General features: G+C 67.3%; 16 protein-coding genes. 3 read left to right on the forward strand and 13 right to left on the reverse strand.

Annotated elements, in window-relative coordinates; translation table 11 throughout:
• Positions 1-123 precede the first annotated feature (123 nt).
• The 13 genes from DAT35_RS56890 to DAT35_RS56950 form a co-directional block, all read right to left on the reverse strand.
• Positions 124-588 carry a DUF4150 domain-containing protein gene (locus tag DAT35_RS56890; protein ID WP_108077846.1) on the reverse strand — a complete coding sequence of 155 codons (465 nt, stop codon included), beginning with the start codon at positions 586-588 and terminating at the stop codon, positions 124-126.
• Positions 589-654: 66 nt separating this feature from the next.
• Positions 655-1,689 (reverse strand): DUF2169 domain-containing protein, encoded by a 1,035-nt coding sequence (locus tag DAT35_RS56895; protein WP_108077847.1) that lies wholly within the window; start codon positions 1,687-1,689, stop codon positions 655-657.
• Between the two features lie 271 nt (positions 1,690-1,960).
• Positions 1,961-3,100: an acyl-CoA dehydrogenase family protein gene (locus tag DAT35_RS56900; protein WP_108077859.1), complete on the reverse strand. Its 1,140-nt coding sequence runs from the start codon at positions 3,098-3,100 to the stop codon at positions 1,961-1,963.
• Between the two features lie 8 nt (positions 3,101-3,108).
• A complete protein-coding gene (locus DAT35_RS56905; protein WP_108077848.1) occupies positions 3,109-4,176 on the reverse strand; it encodes a M20/M25/M40 family metallo-hydrolase in 1,068 nt (355 codons plus the stop codon).
• The gene (locus DAT35_RS56910) at positions 4,163-5,044 is read right to left on the reverse strand and encodes a [LysW]-aminoadipate kinase (protein WP_108077849.1); all 882 of its coding nucleotides are present in this window, start codon (positions 5,042-5,044) and stop codon (positions 4,163-4,165) included. The genes DAT35_RS56905 and DAT35_RS56910 overlap by 14 nt, the downstream gene beginning before the upstream one ends.
• A complete protein-coding gene (locus DAT35_RS56915; protein WP_108077850.1) occupies positions 5,041-5,814 on the reverse strand; it encodes an SDR family NAD(P)-dependent oxidoreductase in 774 nt (257 codons plus the stop codon). Before DAT35_RS56915 ends, DAT35_RS56910 begins: the two co-directional genes overlap by 4 nt.
• Entirely contained in the window at positions 5,792-6,775 is a 984-nt protein-coding gene (locus DAT35_RS56920; RefSeq protein WP_108077851.1) for a sulfotransferase, read from the reverse strand. The genes DAT35_RS56915 and DAT35_RS56920 overlap by 23 nt, the downstream gene beginning before the upstream one ends.
• Before the next feature lie 21 nt (positions 6,776-6,796).
• Complete coding sequence (locus DAT35_RS56925) at positions 6,797-7,657, reverse strand: family 3 encapsulin nanocompartment shell protein (protein ID WP_108077852.1); 861 nt, start codon at positions 7,655-7,657, stop codon at positions 6,797-6,799.
• Between the two features lie 41 nt (positions 7,658-7,698).
• Positions 7,699-8,736 (reverse strand): N-acetyl-gamma-glutamyl-phosphate reductase, encoded by a 1,038-nt coding sequence (gene argC / locus DAT35_RS56930; protein ID WP_108077853.1) that lies wholly within the window; start codon positions 8,734-8,736, stop codon positions 7,699-7,701.
• A complete protein-coding gene (locus DAT35_RS56935; RefSeq protein WP_108077854.1) occupies positions 8,733-9,575 on the reverse strand; it encodes a RimK family alpha-L-glutamate ligase in 843 nt (280 codons plus the stop codon). The genes argC and DAT35_RS56935 overlap by 4 nt, the downstream gene beginning before the upstream one ends.
• A 110-nt stretch (positions 9,576-9,685) precedes the next feature.
• A complete protein-coding gene (gene lysW, locus DAT35_RS56940) occupies positions 9,686-9,880 on the reverse strand; it encodes a lysine biosynthesis protein LysW (RefSeq protein ID WP_199243321.1) in 195 nt (64 codons plus the stop codon).
• Positions 9,880-10,920 carry a transketolase family protein gene (locus DAT35_RS56945; RefSeq protein ID WP_108077855.1) on the reverse strand — a complete coding sequence of 347 codons (1,041 nt, stop codon included), beginning with the start codon at positions 10,918-10,920 and terminating at the stop codon, positions 9,880-9,882. The genes lysW and DAT35_RS56945 overlap by 1 nt, the downstream gene beginning before the upstream one ends.
• Positions 10,917-11,786 (reverse strand): 1-deoxy-D-xylulose-5-phosphate synthase N-terminal domain-containing protein, encoded by an 870-nt coding sequence (locus DAT35_RS56950; RefSeq protein ID WP_199243322.1) that lies wholly within the window; start codon positions 11,784-11,786, stop codon positions 10,917-10,919. Before DAT35_RS56950 ends, DAT35_RS56945 begins: the two co-directional genes overlap by 4 nt.
• Positions 11,787-11,988: 202 nt before the next feature.
• Here DAT35_RS56950 and DAT35_RS56955 point away from each other — a divergent pair, with 202 nt between their 5' ends.
• The 3 genes from DAT35_RS56955 to DAT35_RS56965 all read left to right on the forward strand — a co-directional run.
• Complete coding sequence (locus tag DAT35_RS56955) at positions 11,989-13,671, forward strand: AMP-binding protein (RefSeq protein WP_108077857.1); 1,683 nt, start codon at positions 11,989-11,991, stop codon at positions 13,669-13,671.
• A 165-nt stretch (positions 13,672-13,836) separates the two neighbouring features.
• A complete protein-coding gene (locus DAT35_RS56960) occupies positions 13,837-24,285 on the forward strand; it encodes a non-ribosomal peptide synthetase (protein WP_108077858.1) in 10,449 nt (3,482 codons plus the stop codon).
• 29 nt (positions 24,286-24,314) lie between these two features.
• The coding region (locus DAT35_RS56965; RefSeq protein ID WP_233262311.1) for a condensation domain-containing protein at positions 24,315-25,872 on the forward strand (1,558 nt) is incomplete at its 3' end.

The following is a 25,872-nucleotide window of genomic DNA, read 5'->3' on the forward strand; positions in this document are numbered from 1 at the left end:
GGCCCAGGACGCCGAAGACTGGGTCCTGGGCCTCTCTGCGCAGCAGGCGCTGCGCAAGGCGGGAGTCCTCTCCCTCCACTTCTGGCTCCATTCCTTAATGTAAAGGAACTTTTGCCTACCTACTTAGACGTCCTCGTCGCAGCAGAGGCACTTGATCTTTCCCTGACCATCGCCCATGGCGATGACAGGCCCCTGCATGACCGGGAAGGGGGGCGTGTTCTTGTCGTTGTGAAGCATGAGGTCGAAGGCGCGCGCTACGTTCTTCCCCTCGAACTTCACGTCGAAGGAGAAGTTGACGAACTCGGCCTTGCCCTTGGTCTTGCTGGAGGCCACGCCGCCTCCGGCCGTGCCCGCCTCATCACCCGTGCTGGTGCTGAAGTTCGAGTCCTTCACGCACGCGGGGTTGCCCTCCACGGACACCTTCTTGGTGCCCTTCGCGGTGTCCGAGGACTGCGCCACGTTGGGGTAGGGGATGGGCACGGGTCCGCCCGGGCTGGGCGTCTTGCACACGTCCGGGAATGCGGTGGTGACGCCACCACTGTCCTTGGTCACCACGGACATCTTGTTGACACCAGTGTTGACGGGCATGTCCACCTCCAAGCAAGAAGGAAGAGATTACCACGCCGGATCCACGTCGTGCGAACACGGGCCCGCTCAGGCCGTCTTCGGTCGAGAAACACCCTTCGCGGTGACGCGGAGGCCGCGCACATCATGCATGCCGTCACTGAGCACCATGTGCCCGCGCCAAAGGAGCAGGACGTGCTCCGCGTCCGTGTCGAGGATGACGGTGTCCAGGCGCATCTCGGGCTTCGCGTCTCCGGAACTGGCCAGGGCTACGGTGACCGTGGGGGCTACCTGGCCAGGGAGAGGAAAGGCGAGCCGACCTTTTGGCGAGGCGCCAGCAACGACCACGGCCTCGTTGCCTTGGAGGTAGCCGGGGGCGATGAGGCCTGGCGCTGCGGCATTGAAGAAGCGTCGGTCGAAGTCCTTCGGCAGCAGGGGTTTGCGCGTCTTGTTCCAGGCTTCGTCGTAGGTGCCAGCGTACTTCGCCCTTGGCTGCCAGTGGGGCGAGGTGAATCCGAAGCTCGTTGGCGTGACCTTCTGCCCGAAGTCGCGCAGCGGTTCCGCCGGGTCCTCCAGGTTGGGCAGTTTCAATCCTTCCTCGAAATGGCGCACGCTGGAGCGGAAGCCGGTGCCCACCGGGTTGTGCGGCTCGAAGGCGGGCTTGCCCGAATCCGTCCGGTCCCAACCACCGAAGGCACGCTCCCAAACGAGGGGCATCGTCTCGAAGGGCAGCGGCTTCGTCATGCTCACGCGGCCCATGCTGCGGAACCAGGTGCGCTCGCCTACGACGCGCACGGCCTTCTTCAGCGGGCCTACCTGGAGGGCGACCACTGTCTCGGTAGTACCCCGCTGTCGTGAGTGTGCGTGGCCGATGAGTGCTACGTCCGTGGCCGGCTTGATGAATGCTCCCTCCGGCTCGTATTTGTCGCTGGATTCGCCGGGTCTACCCCAGGACTCGCCGCTCCAGTTCACTGGGAGCTGCTCCTCGGCGAGCCGCAGCCCCGTGTCGCAGATGGAATAGGTGGCCTTCACCACCAGAAGCAGCAGGGGCCTCCCTTCCTCGTCCGCGAGGCCCATGATGTCGAAGGCGAACGGCGTCTCGTTCTCTACAGTGGGATGTCCCATGGCATGCCCATCTCCGCTCGGGCGGAAAACCGAACTCCCCGCGAGGGCGCCCAATGTAGCTCAACAGCTCGCCATGCTTCTTCTGGTCTGGTCGGAGCGCGCTCCAGGTCCGCTCCACCGTACTCCCAGATGAATCCATCGATGTGGATAAGACGGCCTTCTTGGGCCCTGGCATGATGACGTCGGCTACTCGTGGGGTCTTCCTGGGGCATGAGTGCTCTCCAGGTATATGGGGCCAGCGAGCCGGAAACCTCCTCGCACCCGGTGGGTGCTACATCCCCGCGGTCGTGGCGATGATCTCCTTCATCATCTCGGAGGTCCCTCCACCGATGGTCAGCAGGCGCACGTCCCTCCAGGCCCGGGCGATGTTCGTCTCCTCGATGTAGCCCATCCCCCCGTAGAACTGCTGGCAGTCGTAGGCCACCCGCTGGGCCAGCTCCCCCGTGTAGAGCTTGATCATTGAGATCTCCTGCAGCGGCTTTCGCTTCCGCTGGAAGAGCTCCACGGTGTGATAGGTGAGCTGCCTCGCGGCCGCCACCGCGGTCAGGTGCTCCGCGAACTTGTGGCGCCACACCTGGTAGTCGATGAGCCGCTTGCCAAAGGCCTCTCGCTCGCGGCCGTAGCGGATGGCTTCCTCCAGCATCCGCTGCATCACGGCCACGGCATTGATGGCCGTCACCAGCCGCTCGGCCTGGAAGCTGTTCATGATGTGGAAGAAGCCGTCGTTCTCCCGGCCCAGCACGTAGCGCGCCGGAATCCGGCAGTCCTCGAAGTAGAGGATGGCGGTGTCCGAGGAGAGGTTGCCCACCTTCTCCAGCTTCTTCGACACCTGGAAACCCTTCACGTCCGTGGGGAAGGTCACCAGTGAGATGCCCGCGGCGCCCGGGCCGCTCGTGCGCACCGCCAGGATGATGAAGTCCGCCCGGGTCCCGTTGGTGATCCACATCTTGGAGCCGTTGATGACGTAGTCATTGCCCACGCGCCTCGCGGTGGTCCGGAGGTTCGCCAGGTCCGAGCCCGCTCCCGGCTCGCTCATCCCAAACGCGGCGATCTTCTCTCCGGCGAGCGCCGGGGCGAGGAACTCGCGCTTCTGTTCCTCGGTGCCGACCTCGTTGAGGATGGGCGTGGCCGTCTGGCCCTGCACCAGCAGCGCCATGGTGACGCCCGCGTTGTCCGTGCGTGCCAGCTCCTCGGCCAGGACGGTCACGAACCCGTAGTCCAGCCCGCTGCCGCCGTAACGTGGGTCGTGGTGGATGCCGAAGAGGCCGAGTTCTCCGCACTTGCGGAACACCTCTCTCGGAAAGATGCCCGCGCGGTCCCACTCCAGCGCATGCGGGGCCAGTTCCTTCTCCACGAACCGCCGGACCATCTGGCGGAATGTCTCGTGCTCTTCGGTGAACGGATGGCTCATGGCGGTCTTCACGCTCCGGACTTCGTGGGGAGCAGGGCGAGCACTCGTGCGAGCACCGAGACGCCCTCTTCGTATTCCTCGAGGCCGATGTGCTCGTGGGGTGTGTGGTCCAGGGCGGAGTCCCCCGGGCCATAGGCGAGGGTGGGCACCTGCCAGGCGCCCGCCACGGTGTTCCAATCCGAGGTGCCTGTCTTCAGGCGGAGCGTTGGCCGGGCACCCCGCTCGCGGATGGCCCGCTTGAAGGTGCGCGAGAGCGCGTCATTCCCATCCGTGCTGACAGCCTTCTTGCTCGAGATGGCCGTCACGTTCACTCCCGGAACGCTTCCCAGGAGCGCCAGCAGCCGCTCGCCATCGCTGGCGGGCCCGGTGCGGACGTTCACGCTGGCCCGGGCCCACTCCTCGGTATCCGTCGCACCTGTCTGGAACGAGGTCAGCGATGGGAGGTTCTGCTCGAAGAGCGGGCGCTCGCGGTTCCATTCGTCGCAGTAGCCGCGCAGGGCGTTCCAGGCCTCGACCACGTGCTCGGCGGCGGCGCGGTAGTCGCGGCTCGCTGTATGGCGTCGGCTCGCGCGGTACTCGACCTCGGCCCGGACCAGCCCCTTGTAGCCGATGGTGACGGCATGGGCCCCGCTCGGCTCTCCGTTGATGACGTAGTCTGGACGGTAGCGCTCCCGGACGTGAAACGCGCCGCGGGTGATGGCCACCTCCTCCTCGACACACCCGAGCAGCAGGAACTTCTTCCCGGCACGCTCGCTCTCATCAAGCAGCTCGACGGCCTCGATGAAGGCGCCGATCGCACCCTTGGCATCCACCGTGCCGCGGCCGAAGAGGCGCCCGTCCTCGATGCGCACCGGCACCTCGCCGGGCACCGTGTCGATGTGGCCGAGCAACGCGATGCACGTGTCACCCTCGCCGAGGCTCGCGATCGTGTTGCCCACCTCGTCGGTGTGCGCGCGCCAGCCGCGGCGCTCCAGGTGCTCGGCCAACGAGCGGGAGAACGCATGCTCGTGATGGCTGGGGCTGTACTGCTCCACCATCCACTTGAGGAACTCGATCGTCTTCTCACGTGCCCGCATTCGGCGCGTCCTTGTGGGGGAGGGTGAACTTCGTACCGGACTCCTCGGTGAGGGCGACGAACACCGGGTGGGGCACGCGAGAGGAGCTCACGTACACCGAGGGAACACCGCCCTGGAGTGCTTTGCGCGCGGCATCCAGCTTGTACCGCATGCGTCCGGCCGCGAGCTGCATGCAGCCTTCCACGTCGTCGCTCCGCCGCACGAGCGTCAACGGATCATTCGGGTTCTCGAGCAGTCCCGGTACGTTCGACAGCATCACGAACGCACGGGCGCCGAGCGCGGTGGCGATCGACGCGGCGACCTGGTCCGCGTCGGCGTTCACCAGAACTCCGTCCTCCGTGACTGCGGGAGGGCAGAGGACGGGCACGTGGCCCTGGTCCAGCAGCGAGCCCAGCAGGCGCGTGTTCACCGAGGTGATCTCCCCGGCGACGTGCTCCCGGTCGATCCGGATGCGCCCACCGTCGTTGATCTTCAACGGAGGTCTCCGCCGGGCGATGAGCACCCGCCCGTCCGCACCGCAGATTCCGAGGCCGCTGATGCCTCGCTCCCCGAGCGCCAGGACGATGCGTTTGTTCACCTCGCCCACCCACGCCATCATCAGGATGCGCAAGGTGACCGCGTTCGTGAGCCGCACGACGTTACCGGAGGGGGTGCTCACCTCGGGACGATCGAGCGAGTAGAGCTTCAGCAGGCGCTCTCCGGCGTCCGAGCCTCCATTCACCACGATGACGCGCTCGCCCTGACGGACGAGCTCCGAGACATCGTTGCAGACGTTCTCGAGATCGACTCCCGCGGCGCCGCCGATCTTCACCACGATCGGACCACTGCGTGAGCGCTCCGTGTTGCTGGCAGGGGAGGGCACGCTCATCCGATCACACTCGCTCCGCCATCGACGAGCTGGACCGTCCCCGTGATGAACGAGGCCCGCTCACTGGCGAGGAACACGGCGGCGGCGGCGAACTCCTCGGGGAGTCCCACCCGGCGCAGCGGGATGTGGGCCGCCATGGCGCGCAGTCCGGCGTCCACATCTCCCTCGCTGCCTGCGGTGCGCTCGACTGGGGGCGTGCGGGTATAGCCGGGGGCCATGACGTTGACGGTGACGCCGCAGTCCCCGAGCTCTTGCACGAGCGCGGACGCGAACCCGACGATGCCCAGCCGCGAGAAACCCGAGAGGGCGAACCGGGACACGGGCCGGACGACCGTCTCGGACGTGATGAAGAGCAGCCGCCCCCACCGGGCCGACTTCATGTGGGGGAGGGCGGCCAGGGCCAGGCTGATGGGGGGCAGGAGCACCGAATCCACGGCGCTCTTGTAGGCATCGAGCCCGAACTTCGTCGCTGGACCCGGAGGAGGTCCGCCGCTGTTCGTCACGGCGATGTGGAGTGCGCCCAGCCGGCCGGCGACGTCTTCGACCCAGTGGCGGACAGCGTCGGGATTCTTCAGATCGACGGACGCCGTGTGCACCCGGCCTCGGGCGAGCTCCTTCAGCCGGCGCTCGGCCTGCGCGAGCTTCGTGACATCTCGCGCGCCGATGGCGACATGAGCACCTTCCTTCGCCAGTTCCTCGGCGACGGCCAGCCCCAGCCCGCTCGAGCCTCCCGCGATGAGCGCGACCCTACCTGCCAGTCCCAGTTCCACGGAGGTCCTCCTGGCTGTTGACGTTGGGCGCGGTCGCGGGGCTGCGTCTGGGTTGGAAGTAGCCGTAGCGGGCCATCAACGGCCACGACAGCGCCTGGGTGATGTTCCTCGCGCGTGCGGGGAGCTCCTTCCTCCACGCGTCGTCCTCCGGCCGGAGGAGCGTGGGCCCGCTGCGGAAGCGATCCGGATTGCCGGTAACGGTGTGGTTCTTCCCCAGGTCGACGGTCCGTCCCCGCACCGGATTGGTTGCTCCCTCCGCACCCACGAGCTTGAGCAGGGCCTCCACCACGGAGGCGGGCTCGGAGATGAAGTCCTCGTACCGGAGGAAGAACGAGCGGTCGGGATGACGCTGGATGACTGCTTCGGAGGCCAGGTTGAAGCCCACCCAGTAGGCGGTGCTGCGGAACGCGGACATGGGGACGACGTACTGCTTCGTCTTCGTCCAGGAGTGTGTGGCGGCGCGCGGATCCCTCACCAGATAGAGGAAATATGGCTCAATCCCTTCCACGTGCGGAAGGAGCGCCGCCTCGGACGGGAGCTTGCCGCTGTCCACGAGGGTGTGGCTGCCCGTCGCCTTCGCGATGGCGTGATAGGCCCGGCTCAGTGTGGCCGCATACTCGCGGACATCCTCCTCGCGGGTGCCGTCCCGCAGGATGCGCCACGTGTGCCGGGTCCGTACGGCCTTCGCCTGGCGGCTCACGACCTCCCGGGCATGGGCCGCGGGAGTCTGGCCCGGAGGAGTCTCCTCCTCGAGCACCTTCGACCAGATGCCGCAGCGGGTCAGTGCCTCACCGCAGCCACAGAAGGTGTTGGAACCATGGCCGTAGGCATTCTTCCAAAGGAAGCTGAGCTCGCCGGTGTGAAAGAAGCCCTTCACCTCGTTGAGCACGTTTCCGATGATCGTGCTGCCGTTGCGGCACCATCCGGTGATGTAGAGAACCTTGATGTTGGATCGAGACACGAGCGCCCCCTTGCGCTGCCGTCAGACGAGCGCTGCCACGTAGAAGTGCGTGGGCAGGTGGACGACGAGCGCCTCGTAGATCTCCCCGCACACGGCCAGACCCTCGCGAGGGAAGATGCCCTTGGGCGGCTCGGCGAAGCGGATGATGGAGCGGCCGCTGTCGAAGATGGTCGCGGCGGCGGTGTAGTCACCGACGATGACGGTTCCCGGGTTGACCATGCGCGCACGCGCGATGCGTACGCCCATGTCCGCGAGGTCCTTGAGCAGGCTGCCCTGTCCGACGAAGTAGCGGTAGTAGTCCGCCGGGTTCATGAGGATGCCGTCGGCCGAGCCGCCCACCTGCTCCACGCGATCGCAGGCCGCCAGCAGCGAGGCGATCGGCGTCTCGCGCGCCGCCAGGCGGGTGACGCCCGGAGTCTCCAGCAGACCGCGCACGCGCTCGCCGCCGGGCCCCCGCGCCAGGGCCTGGTTCTCCGCCGTGCACAGGCGCACGAGGAGTCGGTAGTCGATGAATGTCGCGAGCGCCTCGGGATCATCCAGCAGGGCGGGGTTGACCTGCACCCACGCCGTGGTCGGCTTCAACTGCGTCTTGTCCGAGTGGAACTCGAACGTGGCCTCCTGACGCAGCTGCGCATCGATGACGTGCTCGGTGAGCTCGGACTGGGGACGGGTCTCGTACCAGTACTTGACCTGCTGCTGCTCCGTCTTCACGACCTTGAAGAGGCCGCGGACCGCGATGCGGGGACGGCGCTTGAAGCCCGGGAACGAGTCCGTGATCGTCGTCGAGAACTCCACGGAGGCCTTCGTGCCCTGAGAGACCACCGCGGCGGCAAAAGCCCGCCCGGGGGACAGCTCGGTCCCCGCGGTACCATTCGTGCTCATGTTCACTCTCCTGTATTGAAGATGTCGGACTGCGCGATGCTTCAGATGGGATGCAGGCCGCGGAAGCCGAGTCCTTCTGTCTCGGGTCTCCCGAGCATCAGGTTCAGGGCGTGGACGGCCGTTCCCGCCGCGCCCTTCACCAGGTTGTCGATCGCCACGTTGACGACGATCCGCTTCCTGTCGGGATCGACGTCCACGGCGAGGTCGCAGTAGTTCGTCCCCTGAAGCGGACCGGGCTCGGGGAAGGGCGAGGCGCTCGTGTTCGGCCGGATCAGCCGCACGAAGGGCTTCTCCCGGTAGGCCATCGCGATCGCGCGCAGCGGCTCGGCCTCGTCGAGGGGCCTCGATGCGAAGCCATGCACCGTTGCCAGGATGCCGCGCACGCTCGGGACGGCCGTGGCGCTGAAGTGGATGCTCGGCCGCGTCTGGGTGATGCGCTCGACGACGTTCTCGAGCTCTCCCGTGTGCCGGTGCCCCACCGGCTTGTAGCAGCGCAGGGCGGAGGCCCGCTCGGGGTGGTGGGACGAGCGATCCGGCGTGGCGCCACCTCCCGAGGAGCCGGTCTTCGCGTCGACGACGATCTCCGGCTTCACCAGGCCCGCGCGCACCAGCGGCAGGATTCCCAGGAGCGCGGCGTGCGCCATGCACCCGGGCACCGCGACGTAGCGGGCCTCGGGGAGCTCGCTGGCGGTCCACTCGGGGAGCGCGTAGACGAACCGGGGCGCATCCGCGGGCCGCGGGTGCTTCTTGTACCAGCGCTCGTGCTCCGCCGGATCCAACCGGAAGTCCGCGCTCAGATCGATGACGCGGCCCGCGATCTCTCGCACCCGGGCCCAGCGGTTGATGAGCCCGCCCTGCGGCATGCAGCTCACGAGCAGGTCGCACGGCTCCAGCGCGTCATGCGCGACGAAGCGCAGGGAGCTCATGCCGCGAAGGCTCGGATGCGGGTAGTCCAGGCGCTTGCCCGCGAATTGATCGGAGGTGGCCTGCACGACCTCCACGCCCGGGTGCGCGAGGAGCAGCCGCAGCAGTTCGCCACCCGTGTAGCCCGCCGCCCCCAAGACAGCCACGCGCGTCATGGGTGCATCCCCGCGGCGTAGTCCGCGATCAGCTCCGGCAACGGGATGCGGGTGAACTCGATGCTCCGCGCGAACTCGACGCAGTGGTTGACCTCGTTCACCAGGATCTCCCCACTCCGGGTCTCGAGCAGATCCACCGCTGCGATGTCCGCTCCGACGGCCGCCGCCGCGCGCTCCGCGAGCTTCGCGTGCGACTCCGGGACCTCATACCGCTCGGGGACCGCGCCCCGTGCGGTGTTCGTCACCCAGTGCTCCGAGCGCCGGCGGATGCCTCCCACCGCCTTGCCCATCACATAGACGCGCAGGTCATAGCCCGGCTTGTCGATGTACTGCTGCACGAGCGCGACGTGGTCCTGCGCGCCTCCCGTCTCGAAGCGCATCTGCATGAGACCCTCAGCCGCGCTGCGCCCTTCAATCCGCGCGACCATCCGGCCCCACGAGCCCACCGCCGGCTTCGTCACCACGGGGTAGCCCCTGCGCTCGATCTCCGCCACGCAGGCCTCCTCCTCGAAGCCCGCGAAGGACCACGGCATGGGAACACCGTGGGCCGCCAGCGCGAGGTTGGTGAGGATCTTGTCCCCGCAGGTGGTGATGGCCTGGGCGCTGTTCACCACGCGCGCTCCCTTGACCTCCAGAATGGCCGCCAGGTAACGCGAGCGGGTGAGTGACATGCTCCGCATCAGGACGACGCCGCCTCCGGGCCAGCGCTCCGCGTCCAGGGAGAGGACGAGGTCGGAGTCCTGGTGCAGCTCGACGGCGCAATCCCGCTTGCGGAGCGCGTCGAGGATCATCCGCTCTTCCGTGCGCAACCGTGTGTAGACCAGATCGATCTTCTTCATGGGGTACGAGCGGCTCCATCCGCCAACACAGCTCAAGATGAGGGGATCTCGATGGACCGCTCGCGCCGCCGCGGTCGCACCCGGCTTCGGTAGAGACGAGGGGCGGGTGACTACTCGCCCCAGTCTTCCTCGACCTCGGGGGCCTCGGCGAGACGGAGGGGTTTGAGGCCAATCACCTCGAGCTCGGCGGAGCAGCCCTCGCACGTGAGGACCTCTCCCTCCATGAAGCCTTCCCCCATGATCTCGAAAGCACACGTGGGGCAACCGTTGATTCCCGCGCCATCCATCTGCTTTTGCACCTGCATCACGTCCTCCTCGTTGCGACAGGTTCCGGCGCCACCGGGCGGGGGCGCGATAGAGAGCTGAGGATGCGTTCGGACACAGCAGCACCGTCGAGCCCGTGTCCCAGCAGCAGCGACTCGTGCGAGCCCGCGAGCGGGTCGTAGCGATCCTGGATGCCGATCCGGAGCACCTGCCGGCCGAGCCCGTGGGCGCACACGGTCTCGCACACCGCGCCGCCGAGCCCGCCCAGGATGTTGTGCTCCTCCAGGGTGACGAGCAGCCGCGTCCGCTCCGCCGTCTCGAGGACGGCCGCTTCGTCGAGCGGCTTGAGCGTGTGCATGTTCACCACGCGCGCCGAGACTCCCTGCCCCTCGAGCCGCCCGGCGGCTTCCAGCGCCACGGAGACGCCGACTTCGCCATGGGCGATCAGCCCCACGTCCGTGCCTTCTCGGAAGCAGTGGGCCCGGCCCAGCGCGAAGCCGTCCCGCTGTGCGTCGAGCCGGCTCACCCGGTTGCGGCCGAGCCGCATGTACACCGGACCGTGGTGATCGATCATCGCGCGGGTCGCGAGGATCGTCTCGAGCCCGTCGGCGGGGGAGAACACCGTCATCCCCGGCATGGCCCGGAGGATGGCGAGATCCTCGATGGCGTGATGGGTGGGTCCGAAGAACGCTCCCGAGACACCGCCATAGTCACAGACGAGCTTCACGTTCGCCTGGGGGTAGGCCATGCCGAGGCGCACCTGTTCGCAGGCCCGCATTGCTCCGAAGGGCGCGAAGGTGTGTGCGAAGACGATGTGCCCCACGTGCGCCATGCCGCACGCCATGTCGAGCATCGTGGCCTCGCAGATGCCCAGGTTGAAGTAGCGGCTCTTGTGGCGGGCCTCGAACGGGTCCGCCCCGCCGCCCAGATCCGCCTCGAGCAGGATGAGCCGGGACTCCTGCTCGGCGAAGCGCGCGAGCGCATGCCGGAAGACCTGCCGGTTGGCGAGCTTGGGGTTCTCTCGCAGCCAGGCCACCGGGTCGCTCGCGAGATCCGCGCCCCCCGTCTGGGGTTCGCTCATGGGGTCTCTCCCATGGACACGAGCGCGCGGCGGAGCTGCTCGGGAGAGAAGACCGCGTAGTGCGGGCCCTTGCCCTTGAACATCGGGACGCCCGCGCCCTTCTGGGTCCTCGCGATGATGGCCCGCGGTGCTCCCCGCGCCGAGGGGGTCTCCAGCGCCTGGCAGAGCCCACCCAGATCGTGGCCATCCACCTCGGCCGCATCAAAACCAAACATGAGGAGCCGATCCGCCAGGGCCGCTTGCGACAGGATGGATTCCGTCGCTCCATCATTCTGGCCACAGTTGCGGTCGATAATTATTGTCAGATTGGACAGGCGTTGATGTGAGGCGATCTGAATGGCTTCCCAGTTCGAGCCCTCGCCCATCTCGCCGTCACCACAGATGACATAGACATGGTTCTGCAAGCCCTTGAGCCGGTACCCGAGTGCGAGCCCGGTCCCCAGGCCCAGGCCGTGTCCAAGGCTGCCGGTCGAGAAATCCACGCCGGGAACCTTTGCATTCACATGTCCCGTGAAGATGCTGCCCTCCGTGTTGTAGCGCTGGACGAGTTCCTCGGGATCGAAGAAGCCAAATGCAGACAGGGCGGCATAGAGCCCCGCGGCGGCGTGTCCCTTCGAGAGGATGAGGTGATCCCGCCCCTCCCAGTGGGGGGCGCCGGGCTGGAGCTTCATGACCCGCCCGAGCAGGACCACCAGGAGCTCCACGAGGGAGAGGGAGCCGCCGAGATGGCAGCCCGTCGGAGTCGCCGCGAGCCGGACGATGAGCCGCCGGATGCGCCTTGCCTGCTCCTCGAGCGGGACCGCTCCGTCGCCGGGTGGGTACTCAGGATGCGTGTTTGTCGTTGCGGCAATCATCGAGCGAGTCATGACTTGTGCTGGGGGGGAGCAATTCGTGACTTCGATGCTTAGCTTAGCGGCCCTACCCTATAGGAAATCAATTGATGGCTCGTCAATGTGTGAACTTGGGCTCCGATGTAAAAAAAAATCCGACATTGGCCAGCCATGAAGAAAGTGTTAGGGGTTGGCCGCGAAAAAGCAGATCAAAAGCAAATCAGGGGAGAATCGCGAGATGGCGGAAAAGTTTGGTAACACTGCCGCGCGGGTCCAGGGTTCGGCCTATCGCCAGAAGGGCTGGTGGCGCGACGAGACCGTTGTCGACGACCTCCGCCGGGCGATCCGGAACCACCCCGACAAGACGGCCATCATCGCGGCCCGGTACTTCTCGCGGGACGTGACGCGGATCAGCTACGCGGAGCTGGGGATGTACATGGACCGGTTCGCGGGAGCCCTGCGCGAGCTGGGTGTCGGGCGCGAGCAGATCGTCGCCGTGCAGCTCCCGAACTGGTGGCAGTTCACGGCCATTGCCCTGGCCTGCGCGCGGATCGGCGCGGTCCTCGCGCCCATTCCGCCCGACTACCGGCGGCGTGAGGTGGAGTTCATCCTCCACAGGACCGAGGCGCCGGTGTACATCGGCCCCGCGACCTGGACCGGGTTCTCGCACCGCGACATGCTCCGGGAGATGGCTCCGGTGCTCCCCGCGCTGTGCCACCGGATCTTCCTCGGGGCGGGGAGCGGCCTGGTGGACGGTGAGCTGGATTTCGATGCCCACTTCGTCTCCCAACGGTGGGAAGAGCGTCATCCGGCCGGCTCCCTGGATGAGCTGACGGCGCGCGCGGACGACGTGTTCAACGTGCTCTACACGTCGGGCACGACCGGCGAGCCCAAGGGCGTGATCCACTCCTACAACACGAACCTGGCCATCACCCGGGCCCTCAGCGAGACGATGGGATTGGGCGCGGACGATGTCGTCTCGCTGCCAAGCCTTCTCACCGCCTCGAGTGGATTTACCTACCTCTTCCAGATGCCGGTGCTGCTCGGGGCGACGGCTGTCTATCTGGACGTGGCGGATCCCGACTTCCACCTCAAGCTCGTCGAGGAGCATGGGGTCTCGTTCATGTATGCGATCCCCACGTACTACCTGAACATGCTCGCGGCGCAGAAGCGCCGGCCCCGGAAGATCCAGACGCTCCGATGTCTGGCCACTGGGTCGACGCCCGTCCCCCCCCACCTCATCGCCGAGGCGCGCGACGTCTTCGGCGTCCGGCTGCACACGCTCTGGGGCATGACGGAGAACGGCGCCGTCACCATCACCCGTCACGAGGATCCCCCCGACTGGCCGGCGAACAGCGACGGCTCCCCCGTGCCCTGGATGGAAGTGAAGATCGCTCCGGCCACCGCGGAGGATGGGTCGCCCTTCCCGGATGGCGCGGGTCGGCTCCTGGTCCGCGGTGCGAGCCAGTGCCTCGGGTATTTCAAGCGCGAGGACATCTACAACGCGTGCCTCGACCCGGAAGGTTGGTTCGACACCGGCGACCTGGCGCGCGACGACGGGCGCGGTGGCATCCGCATCGCTGGCAGGCTCAAGGACATCATCTTCCGGCACGGGTTGAAGATTCCCGTCGTCGAGGTCGAGTCGGCGTTGTACGCGCACCCCAAGGTTCGCGAGGTCGCCATCGTGGCCCACGCGGATGACCGCATCGGCGGCGAGCGGGTGTGCGCCGTCGTGGTGCCTCGCGATGAGGCCCCCACCCTCAATGACTTGCGCGAGCACCTGCGCAAGGCCGGCATGTCCGTCTCGTACTGGCCGGACCGCCTGGAGATCATCTCCGAGATGCCGAAGACCCCCTCTGGGAAGATCCGGAAGTTCCTCCTGCGGGAGCGTCTGAAGGAGACGTCTGGCGGCGTGGCTTGAGCCTGCCTCCCCACTTGAGTGCGAAGTCTCCCGCTGCCCTCGGGTAGCGGGCGCAGTCTCGCTGTGCGCGCCCTTCCCCCGGGGCGCGGATTCCCCCCACTCCCCACCGAGGGCCCTCCGCGCCGCGGAGGGTTTCATCACCCGGTTCAGGACACGCGAGTCGATATGAACGTGCGCGACGTGCAGCTTCCGGCCAACGGCGCTCCGCTGCCTCCCCCCTCCGAGAAGAACGAGTCGAAGCCCGTGGTGAAGTCGAAGCGACGGCCTCCTCCCTTGGTGCCCGTGTCTCGGAGCGAGGCGCTGCCGTTGTCCTTCGCCCAGCAGCGGTTGTGGTTCATCGACCAGCTCGCACCCGGGAGCTACACCTACAACATTCCCTTCTTCGCGCGACTGAAGGGGCCCCTCGACGTGGCCGTGCTGGAGCGGAGTCTGTCGGAGCTCCTCCGGCGGCACGAGTCGTTGCGGACAACCTTCACGCAGGTGAACGGACAGCCCGTGCAACGGATTGCCCAGGCGCCGGACTTCAAGCTGGCGGTGGAGGGCCTGGAGCTCGTGGCGGAGGGAGAGCGGGAGCTGGCGCTCCAGAGGCTCGCGGAGGAAGAGGCGCGGCGCCCGTTCGATCTGGAGAAGGGGCCGTTGCTCAGGGCGAAGGTGCTGCGCGTGGCCGTGGATGACCATGTGCTGCTCCTGACCGTGCACCACGTCATCAGCGATGCCTGGTCCCTGGGCTTGCTCGAGCGCGAGCTGACGGTGCTGTACCGGGCCTGCTCGAGTGGTGCGGAACTCCCACCCTCGGCGTTGCCGGTGCAGTACGCGGACCACGCGAAGTGGCAGCGGGAGTGGTTGAAGGGCGAGGTGCTCGAGGAGCAGCTCTCCTGGTGGAAGCACCAGCTCGCTGGAGCGCCGCCCGTGTTGGAGTTGCCCACGGACAGGCCCAGGCCTCCCGTGCAGTCCGCTCGTGGAGCCCTCCATCGGGTCATGCTGTCCCCGGCGCTCTCGGGAGCCGTGAGGGAGCGGAGCCGCAAGGAGGGAGTGACCCAGTTCATGACGCTGCTGGCGGCCTTCCATGCGCTGCTGGCGCGCTACAGCTGGCAGACGGACATCGTGGTGGGCTCGCCCATCTCCGGGCGCAACCGGCGCGAGGTGGAGAGGCTGATCGGCTTCTTCGCCAACACGTTGGCACTGCGGGTGGATGGCTCGGGAGACCTGAGCTTCCGGGAACTGCTGGGCCGGGTCAGTAAGGCCTGTCTGGGCGCCTATGCCCATCCGGATCTGCCGTTCGAGCAACTGGTGGATGCGCTTCAGCCGGTGCGCGACTTGAGCCGGTCACCGCTCTTCCAGGTCATGTTCGTCCTTCAGGGGGTGATGCCCTATGCCGCCCTGGATCTGCCTGGCGTGTCTGCGAGCGAGCTCGTTGTCGATCCCGGGGTGTCCCGGTTCGATCTCACGCTCTCGGTGCGAGAGACCCCCGAGGGGTGGCTGTGCATCTGGGAGTACAGCAGCGACCTGTTCGATGCGGAGACGGTGGAGAGGATGGCGGGGCACTACGCGCGGCTGCTGGAGGGGGCAGTAGCGGAGCCGGAGCAGCGTCTGTCGTTGTTGCCGATGATGGGGGAGGAGGAGAGGCGGAGGGTGGTGGTGGAGTTCAACGACACGGCGGAGCTGTACGCGCCGGCGAGTGGGGTGCACGAGCTCTTCGAGGCGTGGGCGGACAGGACGCCGGAAGCGGTGGCGGTGAGCTTCGGAGAGGAGAAGCTGACGTACGGGGAGTTGAACCGGAAGGCGAACCGGCTGGCACACCACCTGAGGGGGTTGGGAGTGGGGCGGGACGTGCCGGTGGGATTGTGCGTCAAACGCTCGCTGGAGTTGGCGGTGGGGGTGTTGGGAATCCTGAAGGCCGGGGGAGCGTACGTGCCGCTGGACCCGGCGTACCCGGCGGAGCGGCTGGCATTGATGCTCAACGCGTCGCGAGCACCGGTGGTGCTCACGCAGAAGGCATTGAGAGAGGCACTTCCCCCGAGCGAGGCGAAGAGGGTGTTGCTGGATGGGGATGAGAAGGATTGGGGGGAGCAGAGCGAGGCGAATCCGGAGCGAGTGTCGGGCCCGGAGGCGCTGGCGTACGTCATCTACACGTCAGGGTCGACGGGAGTGCCGAAGGGAGTGGCGATGCATCACCGGCCACTGCTCAATCTCATCCGGTGGCAGGTGGGACGCTCGGAGGCGGGGAAGGGGAAGACGCTGCAGTTCTCGGCGCTGAGCTTCGACGTGAGCTTCCAGGAGATGTTCGCCACGTGGGGGGCGGGTGGAGAGCTGGTGGTGATTGAGGAGGAGCTGAGGCTGGAGGCGAGGGGGCTGCTGGAGAGGATGGAGAGCAGCGGAGTGGAGAGGCTGTTCCTGCCATTCGTGGCACTGCAGAACCTGGCGGAGGTGGCGGAGAGGGAGGGGCTGGCGCCGAGCAGGCTGAAGGAAGTGATAACGGCGGGAGAGCAGCTGAGGGTGACGCCAGCGTTGAGGGGGTGGATGAAGAGGCTGGGAGGGGTGCTGGAGAATCAGTATGGGCCGACGGAGACACACGTGGCGACGGCGTACCGGCTGGAGGGAGAGGCGGAGAAGTGGCCGGAGCTGCCAAGCATTGGAAAGCCCATAGCGAACACGAGGGTGTACCTGCTGGATGCAAATGGGGAGCCGGTGCCGGTGGGAGTGGCGGGGGAGCTGTACATAGGGGGAGTAGCGGTGGCGAGGGGCTACCTGCACCGGGAGGAGCTGACGCGGGAGAAGTTCCTTGCGGACGGAGTGGGAGGCAAACCGGGAGGGAGGCTGTACCGGACGGGAGACTGGGCGAGGTACCTGCCAGACGGGAACATCGAGTTCCTGGGGCGTAGAGACGCACAGGTGAAGGTGAGAGGGTTCCGAATCGAGCTGGCGGAGGTGGAGGCGGCGCTGGCCAGGCACCCCGGGGTGAAGGACGTGGCGGTGGTGGCCAGGGAGGCGGGCTCGGGAGGAAAGAGGCTGGTGGCGTATGTGGTGCCGCAGCCGGGCCAGGAGGTGGAGGTGGCGTTCCTGAGGACATTCCTCAAGGAGCGCCTGCCCGAGTACATGGTGCCGTCTGCCTTTCTGCGCCTGGAGGCGTTCCCGCTGACGCCCAGCGGGAAGGTGGACAGGAAGGCCCTTCCCGCGCCTGAGGCGGAGAGCACGGGGCATGACAGCTATGTGCCCCTGCGGACGCCTCTAGAGGAGGTGGTGGCGGGAATCTGGGCGCCGCTGCTGGGGCTCGAGCGAGTGGGAGCGCGCGACAACTTCTTCGAACTGGGGGGGCACTCGCTGCTGGCGACACAGGTGGCGTCGCGCTTGCGAGAGGTGCTCCGGGTGGATGTGCCGGTGCGCATGCTCTTCGAGGCGCCCACGGTGGCGGAGCTCGCCGCTCGGCTGGAATCGACATCGGGCGGCATGCAGAGGCCCCAGCCTCCGTTGTTGGCGCGCATGCAAGGGACGGGGGTCTTGCCATTGTCCTTCGCGCAGCAGCGCCTGTGGTTCATCGCACAGCTGGATCCTGGAGGCTTCGCGTACAACCTGCCCTACGTCACGAGGCTGAAGGGCTCGTTGGACGTGGCCGTGCTGGAGCGGAGCCTGGCCGAGGTCGTTCGTCGGCACGAAGCCCTGCGGACAACGTTCATCCTGTTGAATGGGCAACCGGTGCAGCGGATTGCCCCGGAGCTGGCGCTCGCCGTGAAAGTCGAGAGCCTGGAGGAGCTGCCAGACGAGGAACGCTCCGGGGTTGTTCAGCGGCGCCTGCAGGAAGAGATGCAGCGCCCGTTCGATCTGGAAAAGGGCCCGCTGCTCCGAATGCTGCTGCTGCGCGTGTCCGCTGACGAGCACGTGTTGATGCTCGTGATGCACCACATCGTCTGCGACGGCTGGTCCATGGGCGTGCTCGTGCGGGAGCTGGCGGCTCTGTATGAGGCGTTCGCGTCGGGGAAGGAGCCTGCGCTCCCGGCGATGCCGGTGCAGTACGCGGATTACACGCGGTGGCAGAGGGAGTGGCTGAAGGGAGAGGTGCTGGAGGCGCAGCTGTCCTGGTGGAAGCAGCGGCTGGAGGGAGCTCCGCCCGTCCTGGAACTGTCGACGGATCGGCCGAGGCCTCCGGAGCAGACCTTCCGGGGCGCCACGATGACGGTCCCTCTTCCCGCAGTACTCACCGGGAGTATCCGGGAGCTGAATCGCGCGCAGGGCGTCACGCCATTCATGACGTTCCTGGCGGCGTACCAGGTGCTGTTGGCGCGCTACAGCGGGCAGACGGACATCGTGGTGGGCTCGCCCATCGCGGGACGCACCCAGCGAGAGCTGGAAGGGCTGATTGGCTTCTTCGTCAATACGCTCGCACTGCGCCTGGATGCGCCAGCGGACGCGAGCTTCCGGCAATTGCTGGGCCGGGTGCGTGAGGCCTGTCTGGGTGCCTATGCCCACCAGGATGTTCCGTTCGAGCAGCTCGTGATTGCGCTGCATCCTGTGCGGGATCTGCGTCGTCCAGCGCTGTTCCAGGTGATGTTCGCCCTGCAGGAGGCGACTCCCTCGCTGGTCCTGCCCGGGTTGGCGTCGGAAGAGGTGGCGTTCGAGACCGGGCTGGCGAAGTTCGATCTCACCTTGTTCGTGAGAGAGACCGAGGAGGGATGGGAAGGCCTCTGGGAATACAACACCGACCTGTTTGACGAGGCGACGGTGGCCCGGATGGCAGCGCACTACGCGAGGCTGCTGGAAGGTGCAGTTGCGCAGCCGGAGCAGGCGCTGTCGGCGCTACCGCTGCTGTCCGAGGAGGAGCGGCGGCGGGTGCTGGTGGAGTGGAACCAGACGCGGACGGAGTACCCGAGGCAGGCGTGCGTCCACTCGCTGTTCGAGGAGCACGTGGCACGCCAGCCCGAAGCCGCGGCGGTGGAGTACGACGGGCAGCGGTTGACGTACGCGGAGCTGAACCGGAGGGCCAACCAGGTGGCCCGGCACCTGCGGCGCCTGGGCGTCACGGCGGGGAGCCGGGTGGGACTGTGCGCGGGGCGCTCAGTGGAGATGGTGGCGGCGACGCTGGGCATCCTGAAGGCTGGGGGCGCGTACGTGCCGCTCGACCCTGCCTATCCCCAAGAGCGTCTGTCATTCATGGTGGAGGACACGGCGGTGCCGGTGGTGCTGGTGGAACCGGAGCTGGTCTCGAAGCTGCCACCGATGGCCGCGATGGTGGTGGAGCTGTCGGAGAGGACGTTCGCGCTCGAGAGCGGGGAGGACCTCGGGGAGCGGGTTGCTCCCGAGGCACTGGCGTATGTCATGTACACGTCGGGCTCGACGGGCCGGCCCAAGGGCGTGTGCATCCCGCATCGGGGAATCGTCCGCCTGGTGCGAGACACCCACTTCATGCGGGTGACGCCGGAGGACCGTTTCACCCAGACATCCAATACCGCGTTCGATGCGGCGACCTTCGAGTTGTGGGGCGCGCTCTTGAACGGTGGCTGCCTGGTGGGGGTGCCCCGGGAGGTGGCGCTGTCACCGAAGGCCCTGGCCACGTTCCTGCGCGAGAAGCAGGTGAGCGTGGCGTTCGCGACGACGGCGCTCTTCAATCAGGTGGCGGCGGAGTGCCCGGACGCCTTCCGCTCGGTGCGGTACGTGGTGTTCGGCGGCGAGGCGGCGGACCCCAGATGGGTCAGGGAAGTACTGCGGAAGGGGGCTCCGGGGGCGCTGCTCAACGCGTATGGGCCAACGGAGAACTCGGCGTTCTCGACGACGTTCGAGGTGAAGGAGGTGCCGGAGGAGGCGGTGTCGGTGCCCATCGGCAAGCCCGTCTCGAACTCGGAAGCGTATGTGCTGGACGCGCGGATGCAGCCGGTGCCGGTGGGCGTGGTGGGCGAGCTCTACGTCGGAGGAGATGGGTTGGCGCTCGGCTACTTGAACCGGCCAGAGCTCACGGCGGAGAAGTTCGTCGTCCACCCGTTCAGCGCTGAGCCGGGCGCGAAGCTGTACCGGACCGGAGACCTGGTGAAGCTCCTGTCGGACGGGAGCATGGAGTTCGTGGGACGCCGGGACGCGCAGGTGAAGGTGCGCGGCTTCCGCATCGAGCTGGGAGAGATCGAGGCTGCTCTGGCCGCGCACTCCGGTGTCGGCGAGGTGGTGGCGGCGGCCCGGGACGAGGGGCTCGGGGGCAAGCGGCTGGTGGCCTATGTGGTGCCGCGCGACGGCCTGAAGGTGGAGGCGAGCGCACTGAGGGTCTTCCTCAAGGAGCGGCTGCCCGAGCACATGGTGCCCTCGGCCTTCGTGCTGCTGGAGAGGCTGCCGCTCACGCCGAACGGGAAGGTGGACCGCAAGGCGCTGCCAGCACCCGAGGCGAGGGGGACGGAGCGCGGGGATTACGTGGCTCCCCGGACGGAGATGGAGCGGGTGGTGGCGGACATCTGGGCTCCGCTGTTGAAGCAGGCCCGCGTGGGGGCTCGGGACAACTTCTTCGAGCTGGGCGGGCACTCGCTGCTGGCCGCTCAGGTCGCCACGCGTCTGCGCGAGGCGCTCCGGATGGAGCTGTCCGTGCGCGTGCTCTTCGAGGCTCCGACGGTGGCGGAGCTGGCGCTGCGGCTCGAGTTGATGTCAGGCGGCCAGCAGGGCCCTTCGGCTCCTCCGCTGGTTCCCGTTCCGAGGGACGGTGAGTTCCCGCTGTCCTTCGCGCAGCAGCGGCTGTGGTTCCTCGAGCAGTTCGATCCCGGTGGGTTCTCGTACAACGTTCCCGTCGCCACGACGTTGAAGGGCCCACTCGACGTGGCCCTGCTGGAACGGAGCCTGTCGGAGCTCGTCCGGCGGCACGAGGTGTTGCGGACGACGTTCTCGGAGGTGAACGAGCAGCCGGTGCAGCGGATTGTCCCGGAGCTGGTGCTCCCGCTGCCAGTGGAGGTCCTGGAGGGGCTTCCGGCCAGTGCGGTCACTCGGCGTGTGGAGGAGGAAGCCCGGCGCCCGTTCGACCTGGAGCAGGGTCCGTTGGTCCGGGCGCGGCTGCTGCGCGTAGCCGCGGACGAGCATGTGCTGGTGCTCGTGATGCACCACATCGTCTGCGACATCTGGGCTCTGGGCCTCCTGTTGCGCGAGGTGGAGACGCTGTATCGGGCGTTCGCCTCGGGAGCGGTGCCCTTGCTGCCGGAGCTGCCGGTGCAGTACGCGGACTATGCGAAGTGGCAGCGCGAATGGCTGAAGGGGGAGGCGCTGGAGCAGCAGCTCTCCTGGTGGAAGCGGCAGCTCGCTGGAGCACCGCCCGTGCTGGAGCTGCCCACGGACAGGCCCAGGCCTCCCATGCAGTCCTTCCGGGGCGCGCACCTGCAACTGCCACTGTCCTCGCGTCTGGCCTCCGCGGTCCAGGAGCTGAGCCGCCGGGAGGGCGTCACTCCGTTCATGACGTTCCTGGCGGCCTACCAGGCCCTGCTGGCGCGCTACAGCGGACAGACAGACATCGTGGTGGGCTCGCCCATCATCGGGCGCAACCGGCGTGAGGTGGAGGGGCTCGTGGGTTGCTTCCTCAACACGCTGGCGCTGCGAATGGATGGCTCCGGAGCTGAGAGCTTTCGGGAACTGCTGGGCCGGGTTCGCGAGACGTGCGTGGGTGCCTTCGCCCACCAGGACATGCCCTTCGAGCAACTGGTGGATGCGCTCCAGCCCGCGCGCGACTTGAGCCGCACGCCGCTCTTCCATGTCATGTTCGCTCATCAGCTCCTGCCATCTGCGCTGTCGCTGCCCGGCGTGTCCGCGAGCGAGTTCCCCTTCGAGCCGGGGATGGCGAAGTTCGACCTGACGCTGTTCGTGAGGGAGACGGAGGACGGTTTGTTGAGCCTCTGGGAATACAACACCGCGCTGTACGACGAGGAGACAGTGGCCCGGATGGCGGCGCATTACGCGCGGCTGCTGGAGGGGGCGGTAGAGGAGCCGGAGCAGCGTCTGTCGTTGTTGCCGCTGATGGGAGAGGAGGAGAGGCGGAGGGTGGTGGTGGAGTTCAATGAGACGGCGGAGCTGTACGCGCCGGCGAATGGGGTACACGAGCTCTTCGATGCATGGGCAGACAGGACGCCAGGAGCGGTGGCGGTGAGCTTCGGAGAGGAGAAGCTGACGTACGGGGAGCTGAACCGGAAGGCGAACCGGCTGGCACACCACCTGAGAGGGCTGGGAGTGGGGCGAGACGTGCCGGTGGGATTGTGCGTCAAACGCTCGTTCGATTTGGCGGTGGGGGTGCTGGGAATCCTCAAGGCCGGAGGAGCGTACGTGCCGCTGGACCCGGCATACCCGGCGGAGCGACTGGCATTGATGCTCAACGCCTCGCGAGCGCCGGTGCTGCTCACCCAGCATCGGCTGAAGGACACGCTGCCGGAGGGAGAGGCGAAGAGGCTGTTGTTGGATGGAGATGAGAAGGATTGGGGGGAGAAGAGCGAGGAGAACCCGGAGCGAGTGTCGGGCCCGGAGGCGCTGGCGTACGTCATCTACACGTCAGGGTCGACGGGAGTGCCGAAGGGAGTGGCGATGCACCACCGGCCACTGCTCAACCTCATCCGGTGGCAGGTGGAGCGCTCGGAGGCGGGGAAGGGGAAGACGCTGCAGTTCTCAGCGCTGAGCTTCGACGTGAGCTTCCAGGAGATGTTCGCGACGTGGGGAGCGGGTGGAGAGTTGGTGGTGATTGAGGAGGAGTTGAGACTGGAGGCGAGGGGGCTGCTGGAGAGGATGGAGAGAAGCGGGGTGGAGAGGCTGTTCCTGCCATTCGTGGCACTGCAGAACCTGGCGGAGGTGGCGGAGAGGGAAGGGCTGGCGCCGAGCAGGCTGAAGGAAGTGATAACGGCGGGAGAGCAGCTGAGGGTGACGCCAGCGTTGAGGGGGTGGATGAAGAGGCTGGGAGGGGTGCTGGAGAACCAGTACGGGCCGACGGAGACGCACGTGGCGACGGCGTTGCGGCTGGAGGGAGAGGCGGAGAAGTGGCCGGAGCTGCCAAGCATTGGAAAGCCCATAGCGAACACGAGGGTGTACCTGCTGGACGGGAACGGAGAGCCGGTGCCGGTGGGGGTGGCGGGGGAGCTGTACATAGGGGGAGTGGCGGTGGCGAGGGGCTACCTGCACCGGGAGGAGCTGACGCGGGAGAAGTTCCTTGCGGACGGGGTGGGAGGCAAACCGGGAGGGAGGCTGTACCGGACGGGAGACTGGGCGAGGTACCTGCCGGACGGGAATATTGAGTTCCTGGGGCGCAGGGATGCGCAGGTGAAGGTGAGAGGGTTCCGAATCGAGCTGGCGGAGGTAGAGGCAGCGCTGGCCAGGCACCCGGCGGTGAAGGACGTGGCGGTGGTGGCGAGGGAGGGAGCGTCAGGACAGAAGCAGTTGGTGGGGTACGTCGTAGGCAAGGAGGGGCAGGAGCCGGCAGCCGCGGAGCTGAAGAGCTTCCTGAAGGAGAGGTTGCCCGAGTACATGGTGCCGGCTGTCTTTGTGTGCCTGGAGGCGTTCCCACTGACGCCCAGCGGCAAGGTGGACAGGAAGGCCCTTCCCGCGCCGGACTTCACGCGTCAGGAATTGTCGCGCTCCTTCGTTGGCCCACGCACGGCGCTCGAGGTGCAGGTCGTGCGCATCTGGGAGGAGTTGCTGGGAATCCATCCCATTGGCGTGCATGACAACTTCTTCGAGCTGGGCGGCAACTCGCTGCTGGCGATTCGTCTGTTGTCGAGAATCCGGACGAGCACGGGGCGCAACCTGCCGGTGGCCGCGCTGTTCCAGAACGCGACCGTGGAGCACCTCGCGAGCCTGCTGCGTCAGGAGGCAGGGCCGTGGACTCCGCTGGTGGAACTCCGGGGCGGGAACAAGCGGCCGTTCTTCTGTGTGCACGCGGTGGGAGGAACGGTGCTCGGGTACATGGAACTGTCTCGCCTGCTGGGCCCGGACCAGCCCTTCTACGGCTTGCAGTCGCGGGGGCTGGATGGAGACCAGGAGCCCTGCGAGTCCGTGGAGGAGATGGCGGCGCTCTACATCGAGTCCATCCGGCGCGTGCAGCCCCGCGGGCCCTACCTGCTGGGCGGCTGGTCGATGGGCGGAAGCATCGCCCTGGAGATGGCGAGGCAGCTTCGAGCTCAAGGCGAGCAGGTGGAGTTGCTGGCGCTCATCGACAGCTATGACCTGGCCCCGGCGGTGGCCCGGCTGTCTCCCGAGCAACAGGAGGCCTCTCGGTTGTCCGCGCTGTTCTACGCGGATCTGCTGAGGGCCGCGGGCCAGGAGCCGCCGGTCTCCGACGAGGCGCTCGCCCGGATGGAGCCGGAGGAATTGCACCGAGCCCTGGAAGCGGTTGGCAAGGCCGCGGCTGCCGTGTTGGGGGCCGGTATCCAGCCGCTCCAGGCTCTGCAGCGAGTATTCGAGAAGAACCTGCGGGCGGCCTGGAAGTACTCGCCACCGCCGTACGCAGGGACGGTCACCCTCTTCGAGGCCAGCGAGTCATCGCTCCAGAAGCAGGGGGGAAGCCGGTTCGCCGCCAGCGAGGTGCAGGTGACCACGTTGGCGGGAGATCACTACTCCATCCTGCGAAGTCCTCGGGTGGAGGAACTGGCGGCACGGCTCGGGTCTCTCCTGGAGCGGGCTCAGTGACGAACACGAAGGTCGGTTCTGGGAGTGTCATGAATACGCGCGAGTCCAAATCCAAGCGGAATCCGGGTCGCAAGCCGCCTCCTCTGGTGCCGGTGTCTCGCGACGGAGCTCTGCCACTGTCTTTTGCCCAGCAGCGGTTGTGGTTCATCGACCAGCTCGCGCCCGGGAGCTACACGTACAACGTTCCTTTCTTCGTGCGGTTGATGGGACCGCTCGAGGTGGCCGTGCTGGAGCGGAGCCTGTCGGAGCTTCTCCGGCGGCACGAAGCCCTGCGGACGACGTTCTCCCTGGTGAACGGTCAGCCCGTGCAACGGATTGCCTCGGAGTGGGGTTTCACGCTTCCGCTCGAGGATCTGGAGGGCATGGCGGAGGGACAGCGAGAGGATGTGGTCCGGCGCCTCGCGGAGGAAGAGGCTCGCCGCCCGTTCGACCTGGAGAAGGGTCCCCTGTTCCGGGCGCGGTTGCTTCGCGTGGCGGCCGATGAGCACGTGCTGCTGCTCTCGAAGCACCACGTCGTCAGCGACGCCTGGTCCCTGGGCTTGCTCGAGCGCGAGCTGACGGCACTGTACCGGGCTCTCTCCCATGGCGAGCCCATGCCGCGAGCGCTGGAGGTGCAGTACGCGGACTACGCGACGTGGCAGCGGGAGTGGGTGAAGGGCGAGGTGCTCGAGGAGCAGTTGCGCTGGTGGAAGCAGCAGCTCGCCGGAGCGCCTCCCGTGTTGGAGTTGCCCACGGACAGACCCAGGCCTCCCGTGCAGTCCGCTCGCGGAGCCGCGTTGCGGGTGATGCTTTCTCCGGCGCTCTCGGGGGCCGTGAAGGAGCGGAGCCGCAAGGAGGGAGTGACCCAGTTCATGACATTGCTGGCGGCATTTCATGCGCTGCTGGCGCGCTACAGCGGACAGACGGACATCGTGGTGGGCTCGCCCATCTCCGGGCGTAACCGGCGCGAGGTGGAAGGGCTGATCGGCTTCTTCGTCAACACGCTGGCGCTGCGGATAGACGGTTCCGAGGCGGCGAGCTTCCGGGAGCTCTTGGGCCGGGTTCGCGAGTCGTGTCTGGGCGCCTATGCCCACCAGGATCTGCCGTTCGAGCAACTGGTGGATGCGCTTCAGCCCGCGCGAGACATGAGCCGTTCGCCGCTCTTCCAGGTCATGTTCGTCCTCCAGGCGATGGATCCGTGCGCGGCGCTGAAGCTGCCCGGTGTGTCCGCGAGCGAGCTCGTCGTCGAGTCCGGAGTGTCCCGGTTCGACCTCATGCTGTCTGTACGAGAGCTCTCGGAAGGGTGGCTGTGCATCTGGGAGTACAGCAGCGACCTGTTCGATGCGGAGACGGTGGAGAGGATGGCAGCGCATTACGTGCGGCTGCTGGAGGGGGCGGTAGCGGAGCCGGAGCAGCGTCTGTCGTTGTTGCCGCTGATGGGAGATGAGGAGAGGCGGAGGGTGGTGGTGGAGTTCAATGAGACGGCGGAGTTGTACGCGCCGGCGAATGGGGTGCACGAGCTCTTCGAGGCATGGGCAGACAGGACGCCGGAAGCGGTGGCGGTGAGCTTCGGAGAGGAGAAGCTGACGTACGGGGAGCTGAACCGGA

Origin of the sequence: Vitiosangium sp. GDMCC 1.1324 (assembly GCF_003044305.1) — a bacterium.
In the GTDB taxonomy this organism is placed as follows: Bacteria; Myxococcota; Myxococcia; order Myxococcales; family Myxococcaceae; genus Archangium.